Genomic DNA, 18,744 nt, shown 5'->3' with positions numbered 1-18,744 from the left:
TCGAAGACGGGTCCGAAGGCAACTTCGGGCCCGTTTTTTTATCTGTCGTTCAGGGGGCCGGATTAATCAGCGAGGTGAGGATGTGATCCTCCCAGCGACCATTGATCATCAGATACGCCCGCGCGAATCCCTCCCGCTCGAAGCCGAGCCGCTCCAGCAAGGCGCCACTGCGCTGATTGGCTGGCATATAGCAAGCCATGATGCGATGCAGATCGTGCTCCCGAAACAGGTAGTCGATGGCGGCTGACAGCACCTCTCCCATCACCCCCTGCCCCTGATGCTGCTGGTCGATGGCATAGCCCAGATGACACGCCTTGAAAACCCCCATCAGGATATTGCTGAAGTTGCAGGTGGCGATCACCCGCTCGCCAGCCGGATCGAGGGCCACCAGATTGACGCCGGTGCCGTTGAAAAACTGGCTGTAGCTGTCCTGCAGCCGGGCATGCCAGTAAGAGAGGGTGTAGAAGTGCTCGTCCCGCAGCGGCTCCCAGGGGGCGAGATGGGCGCGGTTGCGCCGGTAGAAGTCGAGCATCATGGGGGCCTGATCCGGCGACAGTATGGTCAGGTGGGTACGAGCCGTCTTGATATGTGGCAGCGTCATCAGGACTCCCTCTGTCTTAGCCACTCATCGCGCAGCAGGCTGAAGTGGGCGTGGTCCACAATCCGGTTGCCCAGCCGCTCTGCGCGCCGGGTCACCCCCTCAAGCTGCATCCCGAGCCGTTCACAAACAGCCCTGCTGGGCTCGTTATCGGTGGCGGCGCTGATCTCCACCTTCTCCATCCCCATCTCCTCGAAGGCGTGGTGGATCAGGGCCTGACAGGCCCGGGTGATGATACCGTTACCCTGCCAGCGCTCCGCCAGCCAGTAACCGATGACCACCTTGCCAAGGTCATGATCGATGCTGTTGTAACCTATAACCCCCACCACCTCCCCCTGATACTCGATGGCAGTGGTGAGCCCCTCACCCCGGGCGAACTTCTCGATGGCACTGCGAATGAAGAGGGCGCTGTCAACGGGGCGCTGGATCAGTGGCGGCCAGGGTAGCCACTGGGAGAGGTACTCCCGGTTGTCATTGCAGAGGGCAAACAGTTCGCTCGCCATATCTGGCTGCAAGAAGAGCAGCGCAAGCTCGTCGTCCAACTGCCATGAAAACATGGGATTCTCCTTTCAAATCAGTGATCAAATAGCGAATCAGCACCCAATGTAGCCAATCGCCACTGGCCGCGCCAGCCACTTTTACGGCCCTCCTCCGGCAGGCTTCGCAGAGGGTGACAGCGCACGATCTCTCCTCCCTCAAAAGAGGAGGGTGGGTGTCTGAAACCGGATAATACCCTCCAAATGACGCCGACTAATGCCCACAAACGGCACTTTGGCAGATCCTGCTACCCCTTTGTGCTGCGCTGTCACTTTTGACAGGGGGCACTTTCCCCCACCGGCACTAGCTTCAAAACGCCCGACCTTCGGTCGGTTTATCAACCTCATCGATTTAAGGAAAGAAGAGATGAATAAAATTTATCTGGCCGTTGCGCTGGCCTGCTGGGGAAGCGCCGCACTGGCGGCACAAGAGGTAGAGATCAACGTAACGGCAAACGGCATCCGGGCCATGACCGGCCTCAGTGCCGCGAGTGGCACCTTGCAGCTGGAAGATGGCGAGTTTCGTCAAGTGCGGCTGGTCAAGCTGCCCAACGGCCAGCAGCGGATCCGCTACGAGCAGGTCTGGAACGGCATCCCGGTAATGGGTAAGGTGGTGGTAGCTGACAAGAGCCTGAACGGCCAGCTGCAACAGGCCAGCGGGCGCATGCTGCGCCAGATCGATCAGGATGTGGCAAGCCCGGTCGCCACCCTCTCGCCACAGGATGCCGCCAGCAAGGCCAAGGCGGGCAGCAAGGGGAGCAACGAGCAGGTCAAACTCTACGTGATGCAGGATGAGAACGGGCTGGCTCGGCTGGTTTATCAGGTCTCCTTCATCGCCGAAGGTGACAAGCCAAGCCGCCCCTTCGTCATACTTGATGCCCAGAGCGGTGAGGAGCTCAAACGCTGGGAGGGGATCAACCACAAGGATGCGACCGGCCCGGGGGGCAACATCAAGACCGGCAAATACGTCTACGGCACCGATTTTGGCCCGCTCATCGTCGATGACAACTGCCGGATGACCAGCCCCAACGTCGATACCATCAACCTCAACCACGCCACCTCTGGCGGCGCCATCCACCAGTTCACCTGCCCGGAGAACCGGGTCAAGGAGATCAACGGCGCCTACTCTCCCCTCAACGACGCCCACTACTTCGGCAACGTGGTGTTCGACATGTACCGCAACTGGTACAACACGGCGCCCCTCACCTTCAAACTGAAGATGCGGGTTCACTACAGCAAGAATTACGAGAACGCCTTCTGGGATGGCAGCCAGATGACCTTCGGTGACGGCGCTACCACCTTCCACCCGCTGGTGAGCCTCGATGTGGCGGCCCACGAGGTGAGTCACGGCTTTACCGAGCAGAACTCCGGGCTGATCTATTCAGGACAATCCGGCGGCATCAACGAGGCCTTCTCCGATATGGCGGGTGAAGCGGCCGAGTTCTACATGAAGGGGAGCAACGACTGGCTGGTCGGTGCCCAGATCTTCAAGGGTAACGGCTCCCTGCGTTACTTCGAGGATCCGACCCGGGATGGCAGATCCATCGGCCATGCCGCGGATTATCAGGAGGGGATGGATGTACACCACAGCTCCGGGGTCTATAACCGCGCCTTCTACCTGCTCGCCACCAGCAGCGGCTGGAACACCCGCAAGGCATTTGAAGTGTTCTTGCTGGCCAACCGCCTCTACTGGGGAGCCAACACCAACTACCAGCAAGGGGCCTGCGGCGTCAGCCGGGCGACCGCCGACCTGGGTTACAGTCAGGCGGATGTGGCACGTGCCTTCCAGACCGTCGGGGTTGATGCCAGTTGCGGCACCACGCCGCCACCGAGCGACAACGTACTGCAAAACGGCGTGCCGGTGAGCAACCTCGCCGCCAGCAAGGGTGGCAAGCTCAACTACACCCTGAACGTACCGGCGGGCACCAGGTCGCTGCAGATCAGCAGCAGTGGCGGTACCGGTGATGCCGACCTCTACGTCCGCTTTGGCAGCGCCCCCACCAGCAGCAGTTATGACTGCCGTCCCTACAAGGGCGGTAACAACGAAAGCTGCTCGTTCACCAATCCCAAGGCGGGTACCTGGCATGTGCAGCTGTCAGGGTTTTCCGCGTTCAGTGGCGTGACCCTCAAGGCCAGCTACTGATCCACCCGATGCGGGCCTTGTCCCGCATCGTTCTACTCATTGCGCCACCGTTTCGCCAGCGTGCGGGCGGTGGCCAACACGGTTTCCCGGGCCGGGTTGGGCCGCTTGCCACCGCGCCACGCCATCATCACATCCCAATGCTCTTGCGGCAGATTGCGCACATCGAGCCTGACCAGCCGCCCCACCTCCAGATCCCGCTTGATGGCCAGCTCCGGCATCAGGGTGATAAACCCGTGTTCCAGCGCCAGATCACGCGCCGCACTGGCCGGCTGCACCGCATGCAGGGGGCTGGCGGCCCGCCGCAGCCGCCGCAACTGCTGGATAAAGACGTCACACCCCGGCCCCCATACCTGAGGCGCCAGCCGCTGGTCGGCAATATCCTCCAAGGTGAGGCCGTGACAACCGGCCAGCGGATGCAATGGCGAGGCGATAGCGATAATGGGGGAGCAGCAGAGCAGCTCCATCTGCAGGCCAGCAACCGGCGGGCGCTTGAGTACAAAGCCGATATCGGCCTCCCCGGTCAGCAGCGACTGCATGATCTCGCCGGAGTGATCCGTGGTGCAGCGGATCTCGAACGGCTCGTCCACCAGCTCCATCAATAACGAGCCAAACACCACCGAAGTGAGGGATGGCAGGCTGGAGAGACGGATACAAGGCAGCGCAGGCGCCCCCTGCAGTGCCAGCCGCCCTTCGCTCAGGATCGCCAGCGCCGAGCGGGCCGATGGCAGAAACTCCTCGCAGGCACGGGTCGGCGTTACGCCACGCCGATGGCGTTGAAACAGCGGCGCCCCGAGGCTCTCCTCCAGCTGGGCAATCCGCTGGCTCACCAGCGGCTGTGACCAGCCACGAATGGCCGCCGCCTGACTGAAGCTGCCCAGCTCGGCCACATCCAGCAGCAGTTGCAGATCGTCCAGATCCATAGACATAAATAATCCTGATATGAAATATAGGTAGTTGTCGTCTACCACTATATCTAAACCCTCTCCAGAATGAAGGTATCTGTGAATGAGAGGGCGTTATGGTCGATAGGGCGAGGTTTTGGGGACGCTGGTTTCTGGCGCTGGATACCACACTGGTGATCCTGGGTTTCTTTGTGGTGATGCCGATGATCAGCCTGCGCTTCGTCGATCAACTCGGCTGGGCCGCCGGTCTGGTGGGGCTGGCCCTCGGCCTGCGCCAGCTGACCCAGCAGGGGCTGGGGATCTTCGGCGGCTCCCTCGCTGACCGCTTTGGTGCCCGCCCACTCATTGTCACCGGCATGTTGTTGCGGGCGGTGGGCTTCGCCACCCTGGCCTGGGCCGACAGCGGCGCCATGCTGATTTTCTCCTGCTTCCTCTCCGGACTGGGCGGTTGCCTGTTCGACCCGCCACGGGCCGCACTGGTGATCAAATTTACCCGTCCCCATGAGCGGGGCCGCTTTATCTCCCTGCTGATGATGCTGGAGAGCGCGGGAGCCGTCACCGGTGCGCTGCTCGGCAGCTGGCTGCTGCGTTTTGACTTCACCTACGTCTGCCTGCTGGGCGCCGGACTCTTCACGCTGGCGGCTCTCTGCAACTGGACCCTGCTGCCCGCCTACCGCCTCTCGGTCAAACCGACTCCGATGCGGGAAGGGTTGGGACAAGTACTGGCAGATCGCGCCTTCTGCCGACTGGTACTGATCCTGAGCGGCTACTACATGCTGTGGGTACAGGTGATGCTTATTTTCCCCATTCTGGTCAAGCAGCTCTCCGGCACCACCACGGCAGTGGGCTGGATGTACAGCCTGGAAACGGCGCTGTCACTGGCGCTGCTCTACCCTATCGCCCGTTTCAGCGAACGGCGCTATCGGCTGGAGAGCCGGCTGATGGCAGGTATCCTGCTGATGACGGTGGGGATCGGGCTGGTCGCTTTCGTCAGCACCCTCTCCGGCATCTTCGTACTGCTGGCCTGCTTCTATCTGGGGATCATCATCTGTGAACCGGCCCGGGAGACCCTGATGACCCGGCTGGCCAACCCCACAGCCCGCGGCAGCTACATGGGCTTCAGCCGCCTTGGACTGGCGCTGGGGGGCATGACCGGCTACGTGGGCGGCGGCTCCCTCTATGACTTCTCGCTGCAACAGGGACAACCGGCCCTCCCCTGGCTGGTGCTCGGTACCATAGGCGTCGCCACCATGTTGCTGCTGGCCCGCTGCTTCTCCCGCCGCCCGGAGCTGGCTATCAGAGCCGCCGCCTGACGACCGCCCCACCTGCGGCAGCCCAATCAACGGGGCTGCCGCTCATCTCATATTCTGCAAGTCATCACAGCAAAAGGTTGCGAATTACAACTTTTACGCTATTTTAGTTGTCATGCACAACTAAAAAGGAACCCACAATATGGATCCCCGTCCCCTGCGCGCCCTGTCGCGCGATCTGGTTCGCGAACTCGGCATGCTCTCCCAGCAGTGCGGCAATCTGGCCCTCACCCCCATCGAGGCTCACCTGCTGATCGAGCTGGAAAACGCCCCGGCCACCAATCAGCAGCTGGCAGAAAAGCTGCACATCGACAAATCCAACGCCAGCCGTCCGCTGGCACGCCTCGCCGAGCGGGAGCTTATCAGCTGGCACCCGCACCCCTCCGACGGCCGCAGCAAGGAGGCCCGCCTCACCGTCAACGGTCAGGGGATGCTGCTGGAGTTGCACCGGGAGATGGACGGGGCGATGGAAGAGATGCTGGCGCAGTTGAGCCTGCCCGAGCGGGAGCAGCTGTGGCAAGGGCTGCGGCTCTATCGCAGCGCCCTCTCCCGCGCCCGTCGCCAGCGTGGTTACCGGATCCGCCCCATCACGGCGGCGGACAATGCCCAGATCGCCTTGGTGATCCGCGCCGTCTCGGCCGAATATGGCCTCACCGCCGACAAGGGGTATGGGGTCTCGGATCCCAATCTCGACACCCTCTCCCAGAGCTATCAGGGGGAAAAGAGCCGCTATTGGGTTATCGAAGGGCCGGACGGTTCCATCCTCGGCGGTGGCGGTATCGCACCATTGGCGGGAGAAGAGGGAGTCTGCGAGCTGCAGAAGATGTACTTTATGCCCGCCCTGCGCGGACTGGGCCTTGGCAAGCGGCTGGTGTTGCAGGCACTGGACGAGGCGCGTGCGCTTGGTTATCAGCGCTGCTATCTGGAAACGACCGAGGTCTTGCGCGAAGCCACCAGCCTCTATGAATCACTGGGCTTTGAACACCTGCCCGGCCCCCTTGGCTGCACCGGCCACGGGGATTGCGAGATCTGCATGGTGCTGACGCTGGAGTAGAGCCCCCTCATCCCCAACCCTTCTCCCGCAAGGGGAGAAGGGGGCAAAAACACTTCCGCGACCTTTCAGGCAGACCTCTGATGGTTCCCTCTCCCTCTGGGAGAGGGCTAGGGTGAGGGCTGCTTGCGACTGGTATATGCTGAATCATTACCCCCTGCATCCCTCCTTAAACAGGCAAAACGGCACAAAACAAGAGACCCCGCCGAAGCGGGGTCTCTTTGATTATCTGCCAATAAGCAAACCAGCAGTGATCAGTGCTCGCGAGTCTGGCGGAACTCGACGTCCGGGTGACGCTCCTGAGCCAGGCGCAGGTTGACCATGGTCGGTGCGATGTAGGTGAGGTTGTCACCGCCATCGAGGGCCAGGTTGACCTCGTTCTTGCGCTTGAACTCTTCGAACTTCTTGACGTCGGTCCCTTCCACCCAGCGGGCGGTGGAGACGTTGACCGCCTCGTAGATGGCCTCGACGTTGTACTCGCTCTTGAGGCGCGAAACCACCACGTCAAACTGCAGCACACCGACCGCACCGACGATGAGATCGTTGCTGATCAGCGGACGGAACACCTGCACCGCCCCCTCTTCAGAGAGCTGGACCAGCCCCTTGAGCAGCTGCTTCTGCTTGAGCGGATCGCGCAGGCGGATGCGGCGGAACAGTTCCGGTGCAAAGTTCGGGATACCGGTGAACTTGAGATCTTCACCCTGGGTGAAGGTGTCGCCGATCTGGATGGTGCCGTGGTTGTGCAGACCGATGATGTCGCCGGCGAAGGCGTCTTCCGCCTGCTCACGGTCACCGGCCATAAAGGTCACGGCGTCGGAGATGTTCACATCCTTGCCGATACGCACGTGGCGCATCTTCATGCCCTTGCTGTAGGTGCCTGATACGATACGCATAAAGGCGATGCGGTCGCGGTGTTTCGGGTCCATGTTTGCCTGGATCTTGAACACGAAGCCGGAGAACTTCTCCTCGGTCGCTACCACTTCGCGGCTCTCGGCCTTGCGCGGCATGGGAGACGGCGCCCAGTCAGTCAGGCCATCCAGCATGTGGTCAACACCGAAGTTACCGAGCGCGGTACCGAAGAAGACCGGAGTCATCTCGCCAGCGATAAAGGCATCGTGATCGAACTCGGGAGAGGCGCCCTGCACCAGCTCCAGCTCGTCACGCAGCTGCCGGGCCAGATCTTCGCCGACGGCGGCATCCAGATCCGGGTTGTTCAGCCCCTTGACCACCCGCTTCTCCTGGATGGTGTGGCCCTGACCGCTCTGATAGAGATAGGTCTCATCCTTGTAGAGGTGATAGACACCCTTGAAGGATTTACCGCAGCCGATAGGCCAGGTGATGGGGGCGCACATGATCTTCAGCTCACGCTCCACCTCGTCCATCACTTCCATCGGATCGCGCACTTCGCGGTCCAGCTTGTTCATGAAGGTGAGGATGGGGGTATCACGCAGACGGGTGACTTCCATCAGCTTGCGGGTCCGGTCTTCAACACCCTTGGCGGCATCGATGACCATCAGGCAGCAGTCGACCGCCGTCAGGGTACGGTAGGTATCTTCAGAGAAGTCCTCGTGACCCGGGGTATCGAGCAGGTTGACCAGACAATCGGCATAGGGGAACTGCATCACCGAGGTGGTGATGGAGATACCACGCTGCTTCTCCATCTCCATCCAGTCGGATTTGGCATGCTGGCCCGAGCCACGGCCCTTGACGGTACCGGCGCGCTGAATGGCCTGTCCGAACAGCAGGACTTTTTCAGTGATGGTGGTTTTACCCGCATCCGGGTGCGAAATGATCGCAAAAGTGCGTCTCTTGGAGACTTCACTCAGAAATTCAGCTGACATAATTCAACGTTCTTCTATTGAGCGGTGGCATCAGCCACCGTGGGAATAAATCCGGAATGCCGCTCACGGCACATGTATACGCAACGAAAGCCACGCCAGCTGGCGTTTTGCCAACCTGGTGGAGAGAGGGAGGAGGGTTGCGTTACATGGGTCTTCTCGCCTGAGTCAAAGCAAAATTGCGCGACATTATACCCGCGCGAGTGAAAAATACCCAGCCCGACAAGAGATGATAATTTGGCCGCCCAGCCGTTACACAGGTTCCAACTGAACAGAAAATCAAACGCTCCGAATCGGATGGCAGCATCCGGACCACGTGGACTTGGCCCCCTCCCCATGCCAGCAACAACCACTCTTGATAAATTTTCATACTTGGACTTTCCCTATCCAGCTACAAATATGTAAATCGTATCTACATAATGGAGAGGTCATTACATGAAACATTCCACCCTGCACAATCAACAGATCGTCATTATCGGTGGTACCTCGGGTCTTGGCCTGGCCACCGCCAAACAAGCGGTCGAGCAAGGCGCCAAGGTCATTATCGGCGGTTCCAGCCGTGAGCAGCTTGCCACTGCACTGGCTGAACTGGGCCCAAGTGCCAGTGGCCATCAACTGGATATTCTCGACGTCGACTCCGTCAATCACTTTTTCAACCAGCTGGATTCGCTGGATCATCTCGTCATCACCGCCGCCGTCATGCGACCAGGCAGCTTTCTCACCGCTGCCATCGAGGATTTGAAAATCAACATGGACAGCCGCTTCTGGGGAAGTGTTCATGCGATCCGCGCCGCAGCACCCAAACTGTCCGAACGCGGCTCCATCCTGCTCACGTCCGGGATGGTGACGCGCCGCCCACAACTGGGTAAGGCACTCCCTGCCGTTGCAGCTGGCGCGGTTGAAACGCTGGCTCACAGTCTGGTGACTGAGCTGACCCCCCGTCGGATCAACGTCATCAACCCGGGCCCCATGCGTACTCCCATGTTGCTTAAAGCGCTGGGCAATGACCCACAAAAAGTGGCTGCCGTGGCACAAAGCCTGCCGTTGAAACGCTTGGGAGAGGGAGAGGATTATGCGCAGGCCGCGCTATTCCTGATGAGCAATAACAACATGAATGGTGAGGTGCTTCACCTCAATGGCGGCAGCGCCTGGGCATAACGCCCTTCTGACGGTCTTCTGCGCTCGCGCTTGCCAATCTGTCATCGCAGGCAAGAACGAGCGCAGGGGACGAGCATCATCGCCGTATCAGTGTGCTCCCGAATAGCGATGACACCCTGGTGAATGACAATACCCAGCCCGTCAGTTATCTGTTTCCACCCGGTTGCGCCCCGCCTCTTTCGCACGATACAGCGCATTGTCGGCACGCTGGATCAGGGCCGCCAGCTCCTGATCATCGTCTCGCAGAGAGGCACATCCGATACTGATGGTTACCGGGTACGACATGCCGGGCAGCGCCCGGTTGGCGACCGAGTGACGGATCCGCTCAGCCACCCGGCACGCTTCTTCAAGACTGGTATCCGGCAGCAGGATCAAGAACTCCTCTCCGCCGGTACGCCCCAACTGATCCTGGTGCCGCAGCTGACGATCTGCCGCTCGAGAGACCCATTGCAGCACCCTGTCTCCTTGATGATGGCCCAGGGTATCGTTGATCCGCTTGAAGTGATCGATATCGAACACCAGCAGACAAAATGGCGAGCCCTGCCTGCGAGCCTGCGCCAACATATCGCTGCCCTGCCGCAGCACCCGACGGCGGTTGTTGATGCCGGTCAGCTCATCGGTAAAGGCCAGACGACGCATCCGACGGTTGCGATCCAGCAGCCACCCCATCGTCAGCAGCGCCAGTACCCCGCAGAGCACCATCACCACCAGCAGCCAGAACCGACGCTCCTTGACCTGCTCCAGCTCCTGCTGCTGCAACTGCTGCTCGACTCGCAGTCGCTCGTTCTCCCCCTCCTGACGGGCCAGCTCGAACTCGCCGCGAACCCAGGCCGTGCTCTGTTCCCGTAACAGCTGATCGAGCCGCTGCTCCTGCACCAGATGCTCCCGCAATGCGGCCAGCGCCGCCGGATAATCGCCTTGCAACTCGAGCGCCCGACTGCGTACCCAGTAGAGCTCGAGCAAAAAGCGTACGTGCCCTTCCACCTTCAAGATCGGCTCAATCTTCTCAAGCGCACGCAAGGCTGGCACAGGTTCCTGCTCTTCGACTCTCAACCTCGCCCGCACCAGCTCGAGATGCGCATGGAGGATGGGGTCAACATCGGGAGAGAGCACCTTCGCCGCTTGTGCCAGCAAGTGTCCCGCATCAGCGGGGCGATCCAGCCCGAGCAGAGCCTCGGCCTGCATCACCATGCGTTCGGCATGCTCAATCAGATATTGAGGCTGATTATAAAAGGCCGCACTGCGTTCAAGCTCGCCCAGCGCATCCTGATAACGCCCGGTCTGCAGATAGACCATAGCCAATTGATCACTTAGCCTTGCCGAGCCAAACCCGTCGTGACTTCTGGCAAAGTGTTCGCTCAACCGGTTGAGGGTGGCGAGCGCTTCGGCATAGAGGCCCATACGACGAAATGTGGCTGCAATCTCGAGCTGCGCCTGGTGATACCAGGTGGGCAACCCCAGCTGCTCATAGATATTGTGCGCCTTGGTGAGATCCATCAGCCCCTGGCCTGAGACCCCCTGAAACGACAGCATGGCCCCCCGGCGGGCCAGCGCCAGCGCCTCCAGCTTCGGCAAGGCGGCCTCTCTTGCCAGCCGCAGCCCCTCATCGTAATCGTGACGAGCCTTCGCTACCTCGCCGAGCAGCTGATTGAACCAGCCGCGGCAAATCGTCAGCTCCGCCACGGCGGCGTCATCACCCTGCTCGCGCGCAATGGCCAGCATCCGCTCCGCATTGGCGATGGCGGTACGGGACTCCTGCATGTCATCGGCCGATTGGGCCCAGCAAGCCAGGCGACTGATCCGCATCTGCTGCGACGGCGGATAGGCGTTGCCGTCCCGCTGCAAACGGGCAAGGCGCTCCCGCAGCAACTCGATCGGCTGATAGACCCGCTCCATCCCTCCCAGTTCATTTTCCAACTGCTCGGGGGACAAGGGTTTGGCAGCCAGCCCGAACACCGCCAGCAACAGCAGCAAGGCAAGTCGGCTCATACACACTCCGGATCAATGGGAAAGATCATCGGGCAAGCCGATGCCGGAAAATCATCATCTTTTGCCCTGTAACAATAGTTGTAAAGGCTATCACCTGGACAGAGAGCCCGAATGGCAGGCTAGTCACATTTTACTGCGATATCATCGCGTTGGAATAAAAGCGGGGACGCACAGCGAAAAATTGGGGCGGGATAACAACTCAAGAGGGGTTGCCCCCTCCCGGTCACTAGTGATGCTGCCAGCGCCGCAGCAGCCGACCGCGCAGGCCACAATCGAGCAGCCAGCTGTTGTCAAATACCCGCAGCAGCGCCTGCTTGGCGTGGCGGGACATGGCGACGGCGTGAAAACGGGTCTGGCGCTGGCGATAGCGGTTCATCTGATCGAGCAGGGGATGAGGCAGGCTCTGGGCGATAAAGTCGGAGATGACCAGTACATCCGCCTTGGCAAAGGCGGGATCATCGAGCTTGGCCAGCGCCTTCTCCAGACAAGGCACCAGATCGGTACCGCCGTGAAAACTCATGGAGAGAAAGCGCTCCGCCTTGTCCAGACCGGTATCCGCGGTGATCTCGAGGGTCGCCACCTCGGTGGAGAAGAGCATCAGGTAGCAGCCGCGCTTCTCATCCATCGCCACCTTGAGCAGCGCCAGAAACAGCGCCTTGGCACACTCCTCGGGATATCCCCCCATAGAGCCGGAGGTATCGACGCAGACGATAAAGGGGCCCCGTTGCTGCAACTGCTGCCCACCCTGCTCCGGGGTGCGCAGCATGATGCGCTGACGCGGCAAGGTGCCACGTGACTGGTAGCTGAGCAGACGCCGCTCCAGATAGCGGCGATAGAACTCCAGCTCCAGCTCCGGCAGCCCCAGCATCACAGCTTCACTTGGCAGTAACCTCATCAGATCGTTCGCCTGATGGATGCCTACCAGATCGTCCGGCACATCGTCGCTGGGGGCTGGCTCCAGCTCCAGCACCTGAACCGGCGGCACAGGTTGCTCCTGCGCCCGCCGATCCCGCTCGCTGCGCCCGAGCAGGCCGGCAATCTCCGCCAGCAAAGGCTCGCGCTGCAACATGCGGGCATACTGCTTGACCAGCACCAGACTGCGCTTGTGCCAGTGCCCCTGCGCCAGATCCCAAAGACCACCGGCGGAGATCTGGTTGGGATCGAGGGCATCGGCCAGGGTGCGGCTCGCCAGCAGCTGATCTTCAATCTCCTGACGTTGCTTCTCCCGCTCCGCTTCGGCGATCTGCTGCTGCAGTTGCAGCAGGCTCCCCACCAGACTGGCGCGCCACTTGTCGATAAAGAGCTGGCGCAGCCCCTCGGTAGGGTGGGCCGTCAGCTGACGCACCAAGGATCTGGCCTCACCGGCGAAGGGGCTGTACTGCTCCAGCGACTCCAGCAAGCCGGGCAGGCGACCAATCAGCTCGGTCATCGGCAGTTGCCGATGCGCCTGATAGAGCAGGTACTCCTGCTCCAGCGCCACCGGCACCGGCTTGTGACGGATCTCCTCGCCAAGCTGCTCGCCCCAGCTCTGCAGGCGCTTTTTCAGCAGCTTGCCCTGTAGCGGGGAGCGTTTGATAAATTCGGAAATCTTGGGCGAGGCCGCCAGCAACGCCACCACCTCTCCCGCCAGCTCACCCTCTCCCATGAGAAGGCCCAGATCCAGCATGCCGATCTCAAGCATGAGCGCTCCTTACTCGTCCAGCCTTGGCAACCGCTCGCGCCACTGGGTCAGCTCGTTGCGCAGCAGTTCGAGATCCCGGTTCAGCACAAAGAAGCTGTCTTCCACCTGCTGCAGCCAGCGCTGGGCGATAAAGAGGTGTTGCTGGTGACGCTCGAACAGGCTGCGCTGCTGTTTAAGCTCCTGCATCACCTTGCCGACCTGAACCAGCAGCTCGTCGAGCGACTGCAACCAGGGCGCCAGCACCACCTCGGGGATGGCGTTGCGCTCCATCAAAACCAGCGGGATCTGCTGGCGCTGGATATCGAGCACCTGCAGCCGCAGCTCATCGTCCAGTACCAGCTCGTAATGGCCCTCTTTCGGGTTGCCAAACTCATAACCCACCAGCGCCTCACCGGTGGGGCGCCAGTGGGAGAGCAAGGTGCGATCGAACACCAGGGTGCGGGTGAGACGCTCGGGATCGCTGCCATCCAGCGGCGCCGGAGTGAGTAGATGGAAATGCACCTGCTTGCCAAAGGGTCTGGCATTGGCAAGCGGGATCTCGATACCCCGGGCCCGCCGGCCAAACCACTGCTTGCGTTGGCGGGCCTTTGTGCACAGGCGCTGGGCCACGCTCTGTTTGAGCTGTTTGAACTGATCCCGAAGGGCGAGTAGCTGACGGGTCATCGCCAGTTGCTGATAGCCGTAGAGACGGGAGAATTCGGTCATCATCTCCAGCAGGGCAGTGCGGGACTCCTCGTCATGCCAGAGACAATCCTTGAACAGCAGCAGATCTACCGGTGCGACCTCATCGCGGCCATTGAAGAAGGCACTCGCCTTGATGAGCCGTACCGCCTTCTTCCAGCGGCGATCCGACACATAGCAGCGATGGGCCAGCTGGCTGTCGAGCTGCTGGCGCAGCTGATAGATAAGCTCGAAACAGGCATCCGGCAGGCGCACCTGTTCAATCTGGCTCTGCCACTGCTCATACTCATCCCCCCGGATCTGCAGGGATTCCGGCAGATTCTGGTGGGCGTGGCCATCGCTGGCCAGCATGGATTGAAAGTTGGCTTTCTCCTGCACCCGATCCATCCAGATCCGCACCAGCATCCGGTCGTAGAGCGCTTCCAACCCGCTGTCCTGCGCCGGCAGCTCGTTGGAGGCAGTCACCAGCAAGCGCATCGGGATGGGGTGCTGGCTGTCGCCGTTGCGAAACTGCCGCTCGTTGATGGCGGTGAGCAGGGTGTTGAGGATGGCGGGGCCTGCCTTCCAGATCTCGTCGAGGAACACCACTTCGGCCTCCGGCAGATAACCTGTGGTGAGGCGCAGGTATTTACCATCCTCTTTCAGCGCCTGAATGGAGAGGGGGCCAAACACCTCCTCCGGCGTACTGAAACGGGTCATCAGGTATTCAAAGTGGCGGGCGTCGTGAAAGGCCAGCTTGAGGCGGCGGGCGATCAGGCTCTTGGCAATACCGGGTGGCCCCAGCAAGAAGACACTCTCACCGCTGAGGGCAGCCAGCAGACCGAGGCGCAAGGCATCCTGCCGTTCGTAGAGTCCCTCACCGAGGGCGGCCAGCAGCCGGGGCAATCGCTCCTGGATGGGAATAAGACGCGCAGGATTCTGGGCTTGAGCTAAAGACGACATAGAGAGTGTTCCGAAGCTGGGATGATGTTAGCCCCAAGGCGCGATATCCATTTGCTCGACCTTGGGTTTTGTCTTGTTATGATGTTTATTCTGGTATCTCTTGCCGCACAATACCCGCCTCTGGCAGGGAAAAACGCAAGGGCAGTGCGATACCGTATCGGCAACGTGCTGCGCCCATGCATGGCCAGTGTCGTGATGAGCACAATGCCCGCATGCACCAGATGATGCGTTGCAAAGGGTGCAGCAAAAGCGGTTCGAGTGTACCCTTCGCAACACAATTTTCCCCAATGCAGATCAAGAGTGAGTCGCCTCAAATGCAAGATCCCGTTCGTCAGAGCATGTTGGCCCGCATGGGCATTCAAAGCTGGCAACTGCGTCGTCCGGCATTGCTGGGCGCAGCACCCGCTCCCGAGCTTGCGCAAGATGCGGTGCAGCCAGACCAGACGGCACCGGCCACCAGCGCTCCGCTGCCCAGCGGCAAACTCTGGCTTCTGGCGCCGCAGCTGCCTGCCACCACGCTGCTGGCGGATATCTGCCAGTTGCTCGGCATGACCCCCGACGAGGTCTCACTGCTCAGCGAGCTGCCGCCTGCCGATCTGCAAACGGCGGGCGCCTCCCCTCTGCTCTGGCTGACGGAGGCCAACCCCGCGCGGCCAAATGCGCTGATCTGCCCGCTCACCCCCAGCGCCGCGCAAAAGCGCGCCCTGTGGCAACAGCTGCGCCAACACCTTGCGGCCAACGCGGCGTGATCCTGCATCATGCCGCCAAGTCCCACTGTGATGCTGCTCTTTTTACCTGATTTTACAAATGCCGCCTCTGCCAACCCCTGTGCCCAACATCTTGCCATCCGGAGCCCCCATGCCTGAGTTTCGTCCCCTGCTCGAGAGCGATTTCGACCTTGTCTACCCCATCGAGCAAGCCGCTCACAAGGAGCCGTGGAGTGAGGCCAACTTGCTCTCCTGCTTCGGTCCTCGCTATCTCAACGGTTTGATGCTGGTCGATGGTCGCCCGGCGGGCTTCTATATCTCGGATCTGGTGGCCGGTGACAGCTCGCTGATGAACATCTGCGTGCATCCGGCGTTTCAGGGCAAGGGGTTGGGACGAGCGCTGTTGCAGGCCTATCTGGCGCGCAGCAAGCAAGCCGGGGCAGAGGCCTGGTTTCTCGAGGTACGAGCCGGTAACCGGACCGCCATCAACCTCTACGAGAGCGCCGGTTTTGCCGAGTATTGCCGCCGCACCGACTACTACGGCACCGGCAATGACAGGGAAGATGCGGTGTTGATGTCGCGACTGTTCGATTTCGGCTGATCCAGCCTGTTCGTCGCGCCCATGCCTTTTGTCCCCCTCAATCGAGGGGGGCGTTGTCCAGTGCGGGATCCTGCAAGGCCAGGGTGGTATGTACCACCGCCTCGAATCCGGCACCGGAGAGCGGCATATAGAAGCCACGCTGCCAGGTTTTTCCCGGCATCCAGATCTGGTCGATATCCACCACTATTTTGATGGGCCTGAGAGGCTGTCCCGGCTGCTGGATATAGATGCCGGGCGGCGTGGCGACTTTGGGAAAGCGGCGCAGGATCTGCTCGCTGCCATCCCCCTTGCCCGGGTTGAGCCGCACCTTCACCAGCCGGGCAAGCGGACCAGCCATCTCCTTGCTCTGCCAGAATTTCTTCTCCAGATCGCCGCAGCGGCGGCACTTGGGGGTCTCCAGCACATAGAGCAGCGGATAGCCCAACGCCAGCGCCTGTTGCTGCGCCTGCTGATACCCCTCGGCCCCCTGATACCAGGGATTGGCGGGCCCCTGTGATGACGTTCCGGCAAAGAACCAAAACGCAGCGCCCCCCACCACCATCAGCCCGACCGCGGCCAACGCCCCTTTCACCCACAGATTCATATCGTTAACCCTCTCTCTGCCTCCTAGCAGTATCGGCCAGTCTGCGCAAAGGGAGAGCTATTTGCGCTCTTTGTGATCCAAGACAAACAGCGAACACTTGTAAGCCGTAATGTTGGAGTTTAAACTCTAGCCCGATTTTTAGTGCCCTCGCGGGCGTACAACTGTAATTAAAGGATGTTTAACTGATGCCGAAGCTTCATCTGGTTCGACTGATGCGTGAACGTATTGCCCAGCTTGGCAACAAGGCTGCCCTGCGGGTTCAGCAAGATGGCCAGTGGCGCGCCATCGGCTGGCGTACTCTGGGCCAGGCCATGGACTACTGCGCACAGGCACTGATCCGTGCCGGCCACCAGCCAACCGAAATGGTCGGCATCTATGCCCGCAACATGCCGGAGTGGACCCAGGCCGATCTCGGCATCCTTGCCGCCCGCGGCGTCAGCGTCCCTATCTACCCCACCAGCACACTCGATCAGCTGCGCTACATCGTCAAAGATGCCGGCATCAAGGTGCTGTTCGTTGGCGAGCAACCTCAGTTCGATCAGGCGCTGCAACTGATTGAAAGCGGCGAGATCCGCCAGCTCATCGCCCTCGATGGCAACGTCAATCTGCGCGGCTGCGAGCAGGCGAGTCACTTCCAGACATTTCTGGTCTCCGGCAACCATCAGCCCAGCGAGCAGGAACTGCGAGTACGGGAAACCCAGTACCGGATGGATGATCTGCTGACCCTGATCTACACCTCCGGCACCACAGGCGAGCCCAAGGGAGTGATGCTCGACTTCAGCAACATCGCCGCCTGTTTCGAGATGCACAACAGCCGCCTCGATCTGAACGAGCAGGATGTGTCGCTCTGCATGCTGCCGCTCAGCCACGTGTTCGAGCGGGCATGGAGCTACTACGTGCTCTACTGCGGTGCCGAGAACGTCTATATCCGCGATCCGCAGAAGGTGATGGATGTGATTGGCGAGGTGCAGCCGACCGTAATGTGCGCCGTGCCGCGCCTCTACGAGAAGGCCTATGCCATGATCCAGGCCAAAGTCGCTCAGGCTCCGGCTCTGCGCCGCGCCCTGTTTGGCTGGGCGACTCGGGTCGGCAAACAGATGGTTGCCACCCGTCAGGCGGGCAAGTCCGCTTCCCCGCAGCTCTACGGCCAGCTCTGGCTCGCCGAGCGACTGGTGTTTCGCAAGCTGCGCGCCCGCTTCGGCGGCCGCACCCGCTTCCTGCCGGTGGCGGGCGCCCGCCTGGCCGACGATGTGAACCTCTTCTTCCAGGCGATGGGGCTCAATCTCAAGTACGGCTACGGCATGACCGAGACCACCGCCACCGTCTGCTGCTACGAAGACAGCCAGTTCAAACTCGGCTCCATTGGCACGGCACTGAACGGCATCGAGGTGAAGCTGGGTGAGAACAACGAACTGCTGGTGCGTTCCCCCACCGTAATGCGCGGCTACTACAACAAGCCGGACGCCACCGCCGAAGTGATGACCGAAGATGGCTTCCTGCGTACTGGCGATGCCGGTGAGCTCGACAGCCAAGGCAATATCTACTTCACCGAGCGCCTCAAGGAGCTGATGAAGACCTCCAACGGCAAGTACGTGGCTCCGCAACTGGTGGAAGGAACCATCGGCAAGGATCGCTTTATCGAGCAGATCGCCATCGTCGCCGATGCCCGCCACTTCGTCTCGGCGCTGATCGTCCCCTGCTTCGAGTCGCTGGAGGAGTACGCCCGCTCCATCAACCTGCAGTACCAGTGCAAGACCGAGCTGCTGCGCCACTCCCGGGTGATGGAGTTCTTCGAAGCCCGCATCGCCGATCTGCAAAAAGAGCTGGCCAAGTTCGAGCAGGTGAAGAAGTTCACCCTGCTGCCGAGCGCCTTCTCCATGGAGCTGGGTGAGCTGACCCCCACCATGAAGCTGCGCCGCAAGATCATCGAGGCAAAATACCAGAGCGAAATCGAGGCCATGTATAACCACGTCTGATATCGCTCAGGTTCAGAGAAATAAAAAAGCCGCTCACTCGAGCGGCTT

At 61.0% G+C, this 18,744-nt stretch carries 15 protein-coding genes; 7 read left to right on the top strand and 8 right to left on the bottom strand.

The window, feature by feature from the left end; all coding sequences use genetic code 11:
• Window positions 1-49: 49 nt before the first annotated feature.
• Window positions 50-601, bottom strand: a complete 552-nt coding sequence (gene rimJ, locus AB5Y67_RS18160) for a ribosomal protein S5-alanine N-acetyltransferase (protein WP_129504721.1) — start codon at window positions 599-601, stop codon at window positions 50-52.
• Window positions 601-1,155: a GNAT family N-acetyltransferase gene (locus tag AB5Y67_RS18155; protein ID WP_199427861.1), complete on the bottom strand. Its 555-nt coding sequence runs from the start codon at window positions 1,153-1,155 to the stop codon at window positions 601-603. Before AB5Y67_RS18155 ends, rimJ begins: the two co-directional genes overlap by 1 nt.
• Window positions 1,156-1,501: 346 nt before the next feature.
• Here AB5Y67_RS18155 and AB5Y67_RS18150 point away from each other — a divergent pair, with 346 nt between their 5' ends.
• A complete protein-coding gene (locus AB5Y67_RS18150) occupies window positions 1,502-3,277 on the top strand; it encodes a M4 family metallopeptidase (RefSeq protein ID WP_325794008.1) in 1,776 nt (591 codons plus the stop codon).
• A gap of 32 nt (window positions 3,278-3,309) precedes the next feature.
• Here AB5Y67_RS18150 and AB5Y67_RS18145 read toward each other — a convergent pair whose 3' ends face one another.
• The gene (locus AB5Y67_RS18145; RefSeq protein ID WP_005349020.1) at window positions 3,310-4,203 is read right to left on the bottom strand and encodes a LysR family transcriptional regulator; all 894 of its coding nucleotides are present in this window, start codon (window positions 4,201-4,203) and stop codon (window positions 3,310-3,312) included.
• A gap of 92 nt (window positions 4,204-4,295) precedes the next feature.
• Here AB5Y67_RS18145 and mdtH point away from each other — a divergent pair, with 92 nt between their 5' ends.
• Both mdtH and AB5Y67_RS18135 read left to right on the top strand, forming a co-directional pair.
• Window positions 4,296-5,492, top strand: coding sequence for a multidrug efflux MFS transporter MdtH (gene mdtH / locus AB5Y67_RS18140; RefSeq protein ID WP_005340523.1), 1,197 nt, complete (start codon window positions 4,296-4,298; stop codon window positions 5,490-5,492).
• 139 nt (window positions 5,493-5,631) lie between these two features.
• Window positions 5,632-6,543 (top strand): bifunctional helix-turn-helix transcriptional regulator/GNAT family N-acetyltransferase, encoded by a 912-nt coding sequence (locus tag AB5Y67_RS18135; RefSeq protein WP_064338777.1) that lies wholly within the window; start codon window positions 5,632-5,634, stop codon window positions 6,541-6,543.
• Between the two features lie 251 nt (window positions 6,544-6,794).
• On the opposite strand, the gene prfC is transcribed toward AB5Y67_RS18135, so the two are convergent.
• The gene (gene prfC / locus AB5Y67_RS18130) at window positions 6,795-8,384 is read right to left on the bottom strand and encodes a peptide chain release factor 3 (protein WP_085942070.1); all 1,590 of its coding nucleotides are present in this window, start codon (window positions 8,382-8,384) and stop codon (window positions 6,795-6,797) included.
• A gap of 429 nt (window positions 8,385-8,813) precedes the next feature.
• Here prfC and AB5Y67_RS18125 point away from each other — a divergent pair, with 429 nt between their 5' ends.
• Window positions 8,814-9,536: an SDR family oxidoreductase gene (locus tag AB5Y67_RS18125; RefSeq protein ID WP_199416359.1), complete on the top strand. Its 723-nt coding sequence runs from the start codon at window positions 8,814-8,816 to the stop codon at window positions 9,534-9,536.
• Between the two features lie 141 nt (window positions 9,537-9,677).
• Here the strand turns inward: AB5Y67_RS18125 and AB5Y67_RS18120 are convergent, their stop codons facing one another.
• The 3 genes from AB5Y67_RS18120 to AB5Y67_RS18110 all read right to left on the bottom strand — a co-directional run bounded on the left by AB5Y67_RS18120 (window position 9,678) and on the right by AB5Y67_RS18110 (window position 14,829).
• A complete protein-coding gene (locus AB5Y67_RS18120; protein ID WP_368208057.1) occupies window positions 9,678-11,525 on the bottom strand; it encodes a diguanylate cyclase in 1,848 nt (615 codons plus the stop codon).
• A 226-nt stretch (window positions 11,526-11,751) separates the two neighbouring features.
• Window positions 11,752-13,206, bottom strand: coding sequence for an ATPase RavA stimulator ViaA (gene viaA, locus AB5Y67_RS18115; RefSeq protein ID WP_058056766.1), 1,455 nt, complete (start codon window positions 13,204-13,206; stop codon window positions 11,752-11,754).
• 9 nt (window positions 13,207-13,215) lie between these two features.
• On the bottom strand, window positions 13,216-14,829 hold the full coding sequence (locus tag AB5Y67_RS18110) for an ATPase RavA domain-containing protein (protein ID WP_150390264.1): 1,614 nt from the start codon (window positions 14,827-14,829) through the stop codon (window positions 13,216-13,218).
• A 314-nt stretch (window positions 14,830-15,143) separates the two neighbouring features.
• Between AB5Y67_RS18110 and AB5Y67_RS18105 the strand changes: the two genes are divergently transcribed.
• On the top strand, window positions 15,144-15,578 hold the full coding sequence (locus AB5Y67_RS18105) for a DNA polymerase III subunit psi (RefSeq protein ID WP_325794007.1): 435 nt from the start codon (window positions 15,144-15,146) through the stop codon (window positions 15,576-15,578).
• Window positions 15,579-15,687: 109 nt separating this feature from the next.
• Window positions 15,688-16,137, top strand: coding sequence for a ribosomal protein S18-alanine N-acetyltransferase (gene rimI, locus AB5Y67_RS18100; protein WP_325794006.1), 450 nt, complete (start codon window positions 15,688-15,690; stop codon window positions 16,135-16,137).
• Between the two features lie 37 nt (window positions 16,138-16,174).
• Here the strand turns inward: rimI and AB5Y67_RS18095 are convergent, their stop codons facing one another.
• A complete protein-coding gene (locus AB5Y67_RS18095; protein ID WP_005340504.1) occupies window positions 16,175-16,720 on the bottom strand; it encodes a hypothetical protein in 546 nt (181 codons plus the stop codon).
• Window positions 16,721-16,905: 185 nt separating this feature from the next.
• Here AB5Y67_RS18095 and AB5Y67_RS18090 point away from each other — a divergent pair, with 185 nt between their 5' ends.
• A complete protein-coding gene (locus AB5Y67_RS18090; protein ID WP_325794005.1) occupies window positions 16,906-18,696 on the top strand; it encodes a long-chain fatty acid--CoA ligase in 1,791 nt (596 codons plus the stop codon).
• Window positions 18,697-18,744: the final 48 nt, after the last annotated feature.

The sequence above is a fragment of the Aeromonas sp. s12 genome, from assembly GCF_040907925.1.
GTDB lineage: Bacteria > Pseudomonadota > Gammaproteobacteria > Enterobacterales > Aeromonadaceae > Aeromonas > Aeromonas veronii.
This window is presented reverse-complemented; position numbering and strand designations above follow the sequence as displayed.

Excerpts from the sequence above, each read along its gene's own strand:
- rimJ (WP_129504721.1), bottom strand. The coding sequence starts at position 601 with ATGACGCTGCCACATATCAAGACGGCTCGTACCCACCTGACCATACTG.
- AB5Y67_RS18155 (WP_199427861.1), bottom strand. The coding sequence starts at position 1,155 with ATGTTTTCATGGCAGTTGGACGACGAGCTTGCGCTGCTCTTCTTGCAG.
- AB5Y67_RS18150 (WP_325794008.1), top strand. The coding sequence starts at position 1,502 with ATGAATAAAATTTATCTGGCCGTTGCGCTGGCCTGCTGGGGAAGCGCC.
- AB5Y67_RS18145 (WP_005349020.1), bottom strand. The coding sequence starts at position 4,203 with ATGTCTATGGATCTGGACGATCTGCAACTGCTGCTGGATGTGGCCGAG.
- mdtH (WP_005340523.1), top strand. The coding sequence starts at position 4,296 with ATGGTCGATAGGGCGAGGTTTTGGGGACGCTGGTTTCTGGCGCTGGAT.
- AB5Y67_RS18135 (WP_064338777.1), top strand. The coding sequence starts at position 5,632 with ATGGATCCCCGTCCCCTGCGCGCCCTGTCGCGCGATCTGGTTCGCGAA.
- AB5Y67_RS18125 (WP_199416359.1), top strand. The coding sequence starts at position 8,814 with ATGAAACATTCCACCCTGCACAATCAACAGATCGTCATTATCGGTGGT.
- AB5Y67_RS18120 (WP_368208057.1), bottom strand. The coding sequence starts at position 11,525 with ATGAGCCGACTTGCCTTGCTGCTGTTGCTGGCGGTGTTCGGGCTGGCT.
- viaA (WP_058056766.1), bottom strand. The coding sequence starts at position 13,206 with ATGCTTGAGATCGGCATGCTGGATCTGGGCCTTCTCATGGGAGAGGGT.
- AB5Y67_RS18110 (WP_150390264.1), bottom strand. The coding sequence starts at position 14,829 with ATGTCGTCTTTAGCTCAAGCCCAGAATCCTGCGCGTCTTATTCCCATC.
- AB5Y67_RS18105 (WP_325794007.1), top strand. The coding sequence starts at position 15,144 with ATGCAAGATCCCGTTCGTCAGAGCATGTTGGCCCGCATGGGCATTCAA.
- rimI (WP_325794006.1), top strand. The coding sequence starts at position 15,688 with ATGCCTGAGTTTCGTCCCCTGCTCGAGAGCGATTTCGACCTTGTCTAC.
- AB5Y67_RS18095 (WP_005340504.1), bottom strand. The coding sequence starts at position 16,720 with ATGAATCTGTGGGTGAAAGGGGCGTTGGCCGCGGTCGGGCTGATGGTG.
- AB5Y67_RS18090 (WP_325794005.1), top strand. The coding sequence starts at position 16,906 with ATGCCGAAGCTTCATCTGGTTCGACTGATGCGTGAACGTATTGCCCAG.